7 protein-coding genes are annotated in these 7178 nt (G+C 69.1%); 2 read left to right on the top strand and 5 right to left on the bottom strand.

All coding sequences use genetic code 11. The features are described from left to right. The 5 genes from BGO22_RS09105 to BGO22_RS09085 form a co-directional block, all read right to left on the bottom strand. On the bottom strand, positions 1–751 hold a 751-nt coding region (locus BGO22_RS09105), incomplete at its 3' end, for a glycerophosphodiester phosphodiesterase family protein (protein WP_286850320.1). Between the two features lie 78 nt (positions 752–829). Further along, positions 830–1582, bottom strand: coding sequence for an amino acid ABC transporter ATP-binding protein (locus BGO22_RS09100; RefSeq protein ID WP_070400582.1), 753 nt, complete (start codon positions 1580–1582; stop codon positions 830–832). Between the two features lie 9 nt (positions 1583–1591). Further along, a complete protein-coding gene (locus BGO22_RS09095) occupies positions 1592–2695 on the bottom strand; it encodes an amino acid ABC transporter permease (protein WP_070400581.1) in 1104 nt (367 codons plus the stop codon). Positions 2696–2700: 5 nt separating this feature from the next. Next, the gene (locus BGO22_RS09090; RefSeq protein ID WP_083293302.1) at positions 2701–3810 is read right to left on the bottom strand and encodes an ABC transporter permease subunit; all 1110 of its coding nucleotides are present in this window, start codon (positions 3808–3810) and stop codon (positions 2701–2703) included. A 174-nt stretch (positions 3811–3984) separates the two neighbouring features. Next, entirely contained in the window at positions 3985–5022 is a 1038-nt protein-coding gene (locus tag BGO22_RS09085; protein WP_070400579.1) for an amino acid ABC transporter substrate-binding protein, read from the bottom strand. Between the two features lie 223 nt (positions 5023–5245). Here BGO22_RS09085 and BGO22_RS09080 point away from each other — a divergent pair, with 223 nt between their 5' ends. After that, positions 5246–6967 (top strand): long-chain fatty acid--CoA ligase, encoded by a 1722-nt coding sequence (locus tag BGO22_RS09080; protein WP_070400578.1) that lies wholly within the window; start codon positions 5246–5248, stop codon positions 6965–6967. 5 nt (positions 6968–6972) lie between these two features. Further along, positions 6973–7178, top strand: a 206-nt coding sequence (locus tag BGO22_RS09075) for a hypothetical protein (protein WP_286850314.1), incomplete at its 3' end; no start/stop codon positions are given.

Here is a 7178-nt window from a genome sequence, read left to right as displayed (position 1 = left end):
TGAAGTCGGCCTCGCGCAGGCCGGCGCTCCAGGTGCCGCTGTGCAGGGTGTTGAAGCGGGGCCGCTGCGCGCTCAGGAAGGCCAGTGGCAGTTCGGGCGCCAGGCGCTGGGCGATCTTGAGCAGGCCCCAGTCGAAGCTCTGCAGGCTGGTGCGCGAGGCCATGCCCTCGGACCGGACCACCTCGAGCACGGCGCGCACGAAGGCCTCGGGCTCGGGCGACTCCTGCGCGCGCTCGGGGTGGCGCTTGAGCTCGATGTTGAAGCGCGCGTGGTCGGCGCGCAGGCGCTTGACCCGCTCGAACACGGCGGCCAGCGTGGGGATGCGCTCGCCGTCCACTCCCTGCTGCTGCGCGAAATCGCGCGCGTAGCGGCTCGCGGGGTTGATGCGGCCAACGTCGAGCTCGCCGATCTGCGCCAGCGTGAGCTGGTGGAACGGTTGGCCGCGCGACTGCAGCCAGCGCCCCGAGGCGTCGCGGGTGATGTCGGGGTTGGCCGCGGTGTCGTGCGAGACGATGGGCACGCCCTCGGCGCTCAGCACCACGTCCAGCTCCAGCGTGCTCACGCCGATGGCGAGCGCGCGCTCGAAGCCGCTGAGCGTGTTTTCGGGCGCGAGGGCGCGCGCCCCGCGGTGGCCCTGCAGGTCGAAGGCCAGGGCGGCGCCCGCGCACCACATCGACAGGCCCAGGGCGGTGGTGCAACTCCAGCGCAGCCAGGTCAGGCGCCGGGCGGCGGGTGGGGCGGGCAGCTGCATGGCGGTCTCCTTGCCGGGCCCGCTCGGTGCGGGCCTCTGATCGGGCGCATTCTCCCAGCGCGCGATGACCGCCTCAAGTCAATGCCCGAGGATCTTGGACAGGAAGTCCTTGCTGCGCTCGTTCTGCGGGTTGTTGAAGAACGCCTCGGGGGTGTTCTGTTCGACGATCTGGCCCTGGTCCATGAAGATCACGCGGTCGGCCACGGCCTTGGCGAAGCCCATCTCGTGCGTCACGCACAGCATGGTGATGCCCATGTTGGCGAGCTCGATCATCACGTCCAGCACTTCCTTGATCATCTCCGGGTCGAGCGCGGAGGTGGGCTCGTCGAACAGCATGATCTTGGGCGTGAGGCACAGCGCGCGCGCGATGGCCACGCGCTGCTGCTGGCCGCCCGACAGCTGCAGCGGGTACTTGCCGGCCTGCTCGGCGATGCGCACGCGCTTCAACTGCTGCATGGCGCGTTCCTCGGCCTCCTTTTTGGGCAGCTTGCCCACCCACATGGGCGAGAGCGTGAGGTTCTCCAGCACCGTGAGGTGGGGGAACAGGTTGAACTGCTGGAAGACCATGCCCACGTTCTTGCGCACCTGGTCGATGGCCTTGATGTCGTCCCGCAGTTCGACGCCGTCGACCTCGATGACGCCCTGCTGGTGTTCCTCCAGGCGATTGATGCAGCGGATCAGCGTGGACTTGCCCGAGCCCGACGGGCCGCAGATCACGATGCGCTCGCCCTTGGCGACGGACAGGTCGATGTCGCGCAGCACGTGGAAGTCGTTGCCGTACCACTTGTTGACCTTGTCGAAGCGGATGATGGCGGGGGATTGTTCTGGCATGTTGTGCTTTCAGCGCGCCTTGCTGGCGGCAAGCTGCTTTTCGACCCACAGGCTGTAGCGCGACATGGCGAAGCAGCCGGAGAAATAGATGAGCGTGATGAAGAAATAGGCCTCGAGCTTGAACGGGCGCCACTGCACGTCGGAGTTCAGGGCCAGCGCGAGCGCGCCGGTGAGCTCGTAGAGCGAGACGATGGTCACCAGCGAGGTGTCCTTGAACAGCGAGATGAAGGTGTTCATGATGCTGGGGACCACCATGGACAGGGCCTGCGGCAGCACGATGAGCCGCTGCGCCTGCCAGTAGCCCAGGCCCAGCGAGTCGGCCGCCTCGAACTGGCCCTTGGGCACGGCCTGCAGGCCCCCGCGCACGGTTTCGGCCATGTAGGCCGCGATGAACAGCGTCAGGCCCGCGACCACGCGCACCAGCACGTCCACCGTGACGCCCTGGGGCACGAACAGCGGGAACATGAACGAGGCCATGAACAGCACCGAGATCAGCGGCACGCCGCGCACCAGTTCGACATAGAGCACGCTGATGGTGCGGATGGCGGGCAGCCTGGCGCGCCGGCCCAGGGCCACCAGCACCGCGAGCGGGAACGCCAGGAACAGCGACAGCACGGCCAGCATGAGCGTGAGCGGCAGGCCGCCCCAGAGCTCGGTGCGCACCTTGGACAGGCCCGGCACGCCGCCGCCCATGAGCACGAAGAAGCCGGCCAGGGAGGCGACCCAGATCAGCGCCAGCCAGCGCGTCCAGAAGACGCGCATGCAACTGACCACGACCGTGGCCACCATCAGCAGCGTGGCCACGAGCGGGCGCCACTGCTCGTCGTAGGGGTAGCGGCCGAACAGGATGACGCGGTACTTCTCGGCGATGACGCCCCAGCAGGCGCCGACGCCGCGCGCGGCCTGGCAGGCGTTGGGATCGGGCTGGAACACGGCGCCGGCAATCACCCATTGCCAGAGCCTGGGCAGCGCCCACACCAGCACCGCGCCGATGATCAGCGTGAACAGACTGGATCTCCAGTCGGCGAAGAGGTTGCGGCGCGCCCACACCAGGGGGCCGGACTGGCGCACCGGCGAGGGCCGGGGCGCGATGGGTTGGAACTGCGTGCCCATGGCGATCAACGCTCCTTGATCGCCATGCGGCGGTTGTACCAGTTCATCAGCAGCGAGGTGGTGAGCGAGGTGCTGAGGTAGACCAGCATGATGATGGCGATGCACTCCACCGCGCGGCCGCTCTGGTTGATGGTGGTGTTGGCGATGGAGACCACGTCGGGGTAGCCCACCACCACCGCGAGCGAGGAGTTCTTGGTGAGGTTGAGGTACTGGTTGGTCAGCGGCGGAATGATCACGCGCATGGCCTGGGGCAGCACCACGAGTTTCATCTTCTGCCGCGGGTTCAGGCCCAGCGCGGAGGCGGCCTCATCCTGGCCGCGGCTCACCGACTGGATGCCGCCGCGCACCACCTCGGCCACGAAAGCCGCGGTGTAGGTGGTCAGGCCGATGAGCAGCGCGAGGAACTCGGGCGTGAGGGACAGGCCGCCGTCGACCATGAAGGGCAGCTGCTCGGGCACGCTCCACTCGCGCGGCATGCCGGCCACCACCCAGCCCAACACGGCGCACACCAGCAGCAGGGCCAGCGGCACCCAGAGGCGGTCGCCGTCCTGGCCGGTGGCCTCGAAGCGCCGCTGCACGCGCCGGCGCCACAGCACGCCGGCCACCGCGCCCACGGCCAGGCCGGCGATCACCGCGCCCACGCCGGCCGTGGGCCAGGGGACCGACAGGCCGCCCTTGCTGAGGAAGACGAGGCCGGCCAGCGACATGGCCTCGTTCGAGGCGGGCAACAGCTCGATGAAGACCAGGTACCACATCAGCAACTGCAGCAGCAGCGGCACATTGCGGAAGAGCTCGACATAGCCGTAGCACAGGCCGCGCACCAGGGCATTGCGCGAGAACCGCCCCACGCCCAGGGCCACGCCGAGCAGGGTGGTGAAGACGATGCCCGCCAGGGCCACCTTGACGGTGTTGAGCACGCCGACCCAGATGGCCTTGCCATAGCTCTGGCTCGGGTCGTACCGGATGAGGGTTTCGCCGATGTCGAAACCGGCGCTGGCGCCCAGGAAGTCAAAGCCGCTCTGGATGCCGCGCGCCTGCATGTTGGCCTGGGTGTTGTGCGCCAGGTACCACAGGCCCAGGCCCAGCAGGGCCAGGGCGAGCAACTGGTACAGCACGCCGCGCGTGGCCCGGCTGTTGAGCGACCAGCGCCGGGACGGGGGTGGGGGGGATGCGGGGGTGGTCAACGGTGACCTCGCGACGAAGAAATGACAGGAACGAAGAACGCCCGCAGCGACGGGCATCGCTGCGGGCCGCACCAAGGCCGGGCCGCGGTGGCGGCCCGGCGTGGTTCAGCGGATCGGGGGGGCGTACAGCACCCCGCCTTTGGTCCAGAGGTTGTTGATGCCGCGCGGCAGGCCGATGGCGGTCTTGGGGCCAACGTGGTGCTCGAACTGCTCGCCGTAGTTGCCCACGGCCTTGATGGCGCGGTAGGCCCATTCCTTGTCCAGGCCCAGCAGCTTGCCGGTGTCCTCGTTGCCCATGCCGAGCAGGCGCATCACGGAGGGGTTGGTGCTGGATTTTTTGAGCTCGTCGGCGTTGGCCTGGGTGATGCCGTACTCCTCGGCCTCGATGAGCGCGAAGCCCACCCACTTGACGATGGCGGCGAAGTCGTCGTCGCCACGGCGCACGGCCGGGCCCAGGGGCTCCTTGGAAATCAGCTCGGGCAGGATCACGTGGTCATCGGGCTTGGCCATGTCCTTGGCGCGCGAGGAGGCCAGGCCCGAGGAATCGGTGGTGTAGGCCTGGCAGCGGCCGGACGAGTAGGCGGCGAGAGCGGCCTCGAGCTTTTCGAACACCACGGGCTTGATGCCCAGGTTGTTGGCGCGCGAGTAGTCGGTGAGGTTGAGTTCGGTGGTGGTGCCCGACTGCACGCAGACCGTGGCGCCCTTGAGCTGCTTGGCGCTCTTGACGTTGAGCTTCTTGGGCACCATGAAGCCCTGGCCGTCGTAGAAGTTGACGCCGACGAAGGTGAGGCCCAGGGAGGCGTCGCGCGTGAGCGTCCAGGTGGTGTTGCGGGCCAGCAGGTCGATCTCGCCGGACTGCAGGGCGGTGAAGCGCTGCTGCGCCGTCAGCGGCACGTAGCGCACCTTGTCGGGGTTGCCCAGGATGGCGGCGGCGACCGAGCGGCACACGTCCACGTCCATGCCGCTCCACTTGCCCTGGCTGTCGGCCGCCGAGAAGCCGGGCAGGCCGGTGTTGACGCCGCAGTTGAGTTCGCCGCGCTTCTTGACCGCGTCGAGGTCCTTGCCCGCGTGCGCCGGCAGGGCGAGCAGCGCGGCCGTGGTGCCCAGGGTCAGGGCGGTCAGCTTCAGGGCCTTGAGATTCATCGGGTACTCCGTAGTCAGTGTCAGTTGTCGAACACGAACGGACAGGCACCTGTTCGGTGCCCAGCCGCAAGCGGGCCAATGTAGACCCCGCCTTTTCCACCGGGGATCGGGGTTTACGTGGGAGTGCCATGCCGATGCTTTATTGAACAATCCGCACGACTGCGCCCCCGGAGGGCAACGCAGAATTCGTGCCACGACAGACGACCATCGGAGACCCGCGGAGATGAGCCCTCAGGATCCACCGGCGCGGGCGCACCACCGCGTCTGGCCCCGCCGTTTGCCCTACGCCATTCGGACACCCCGAACCTCCCTGTGGGACAACCTCGTGGTGAGCGCGCGGCGCTACCCGGACAAGCCCGCCCTGGTCTTCTTCGATCTCAGCACCTCCTACGCCGAGCTGCTGGCCCAGGCCGAACGCCTGGCCGCGCACCTGCGCGCGCAAGGCGTGCGCGACGGCGACCGCGTGCTGCTGTTCATGCAGAACTGCCCGCAGTGGGTCGTGGCCTGCTACGCGGTGCTGCGCGCCAATGCCGTGGTGGTGCCGGTCAACCCCATGAACAAGGCCGACGAGCTCAGGCACTACATCACCGATCCCGACGCGCGCGTGGCGCTCTGCGCGGCCGATCTCGCCGGCGAACTGCTCAAGGCCGACGCCGCGCTGCCCGAGGCGCAGCGGCTGCGCCACCTGGTGGTGACGCACTACGCCGACGTCATCGGCCCGGCGGCGGATGTGCCGCCCGCCTGGCAGGCCTGGCTGGGCGCGCGCCACGAACGTCCCGCGCTGGCGGGCGGCAGCGTGGCCACCTGGGCCGAGGCGCTGTCCAGCACCGCGCCGCTGCCCGAGCACAACCGCGGCCCCGACGACCTGGCCGTGCTGCCCTACACCAGCGGCACCACCGGCCTGCCCAAGGGCTGCATGCACCCGCACCGCACGCTCATGCACAACGCGGTCGCCGGCGCCCTGTGGGGCAACAGCACGGCGGAGGCCGTGTCGCTGCTGGTGGTGCCGCTGTTCCACATCACCGGCATGGTGTCGGGCATGCACACGGCGATCTACGGCGGCGCCACCATCGTGCTCATGCCGCGCTGGGACCGCGAGCTGGCGGGGCGGCTGATCTCGCGCTGGCGCGTCACGCACTGGACCAACATCCCGACCATGGTGATCGACCTGCTCGCCAGCCCCAGCTTCGAGCGCTACGACCTGTCCAGCCTGGTCTACATCGGCGGCGGCGGCGCGGCCATGCCGCAGGCCGTGGCGCAGCGGCTGCTGGAGCTGTTCGGCCTGCGCTACGCGGAAGGCTACGGGCTCACCGAAACCGCCGCGCCCTCGCACAGCAACCCGCCGGACGACCCCAAGCAGCAGTGCCTGGGCATTCCCTTCATGAGCTGCGACGCCCGCGTGGTCGACCCCGACACCTTGCGCGAACTGCCGGTGGGCGAGGCCGGCGAGATCGTGATCCATGGCCCCATGGTGTTCGACGGCTACTGGAAGCGCCCCGAGGCCACGGCCGCGGCGTTCATCGACATCGAGGGCAAGCGCTTCTTCCGCTCGGGCGACCTGGGCCGCATCGACGAGGACGGCTACTTCTTCCTCACCGACCGCCTCAAACGCATGATCAACGCCAGTGGCTTCAAGGTCTGGCCGGCCGAGGTCGAAGCGCTGATGTTCAAACACCCCGCCATCGCCGAGGCCTGCGTCATCGCCACGCGCGACGCCTACCGCGGCGAAAGCGTGAAGGCCGTGGTGGTGCTGCGCGCCGACGCCCAGGGCAAGACCAGCGAGGCCGACATCCTGGCCTGGTGCCGGGAGCACATGGCCGCCTACAAGTGCCCGCGCGAGGTGGCGTTCGCCGACGCCCTGCCCAAGAGCGGCAGCGGCAAGGTGATGTGGCGCTGGCTGCAGGAGCGCGAGCTCGAGCGCACCGAACCCGCCCGGGCACAATGAGCGGCATGCCGTCCCTCACCGACGCCTTTCGCCGCGTGTGGCAGCCGCGCAAGGGCCTGTTCTGGCTCATGCTGGGTTTTCAGGCGCTGTCCAGCGCCCTGGTGCTGTTCATCCAGATCCACGAGCCGCCGGCTGGCCTGCGCCTCATGCTCGGGCTGCTGGCGCTGACGAACACGCTCCTCTCATGGTGGCTGCTCGCGCGCCTGTGGCG

Origin of the sequence: Hydrogenophaga sp. 70-12 (genome assembly GCF_001897365.1) — a bacterium.
GTDB lineage: Bacteria > Pseudomonadota > Gammaproteobacteria > Burkholderiales > Burkholderiaceae_C > Hydrogenophaga > Hydrogenophaga borbori.
This window is presented reverse-complemented; position numbering and strand designations above follow the sequence as displayed.

Bases quoted from the DNA above. Each gene is read 5' to 3' on its own strand.
- BGO22_RS09100 (WP_070400582.1), bottom strand. From the start codon at position 1,582: ATGCCAGAACAATCCCCCGCCATCATCCGCTTCGACAAGGTCAACAAG.
- BGO22_RS09095 (WP_070400581.1), bottom strand. From the start codon at position 2,695: ATGGGCACGCAGTTCCAACCCATCGCGCCCCGGCCCTCGCCGGTGCGC.
- BGO22_RS09085 (WP_070400579.1), bottom strand. From the start codon at position 5,022: ATGAATCTCAAGGCCCTGAAGCTGACCGCCCTGACCCTGGGCACCACG.
- BGO22_RS09080 (WP_070400578.1), top strand. From the start codon at position 5,246: ATGAGCCCTCAGGATCCACCGGCGCGGGCGCACCACCGCGTCTGGCCC.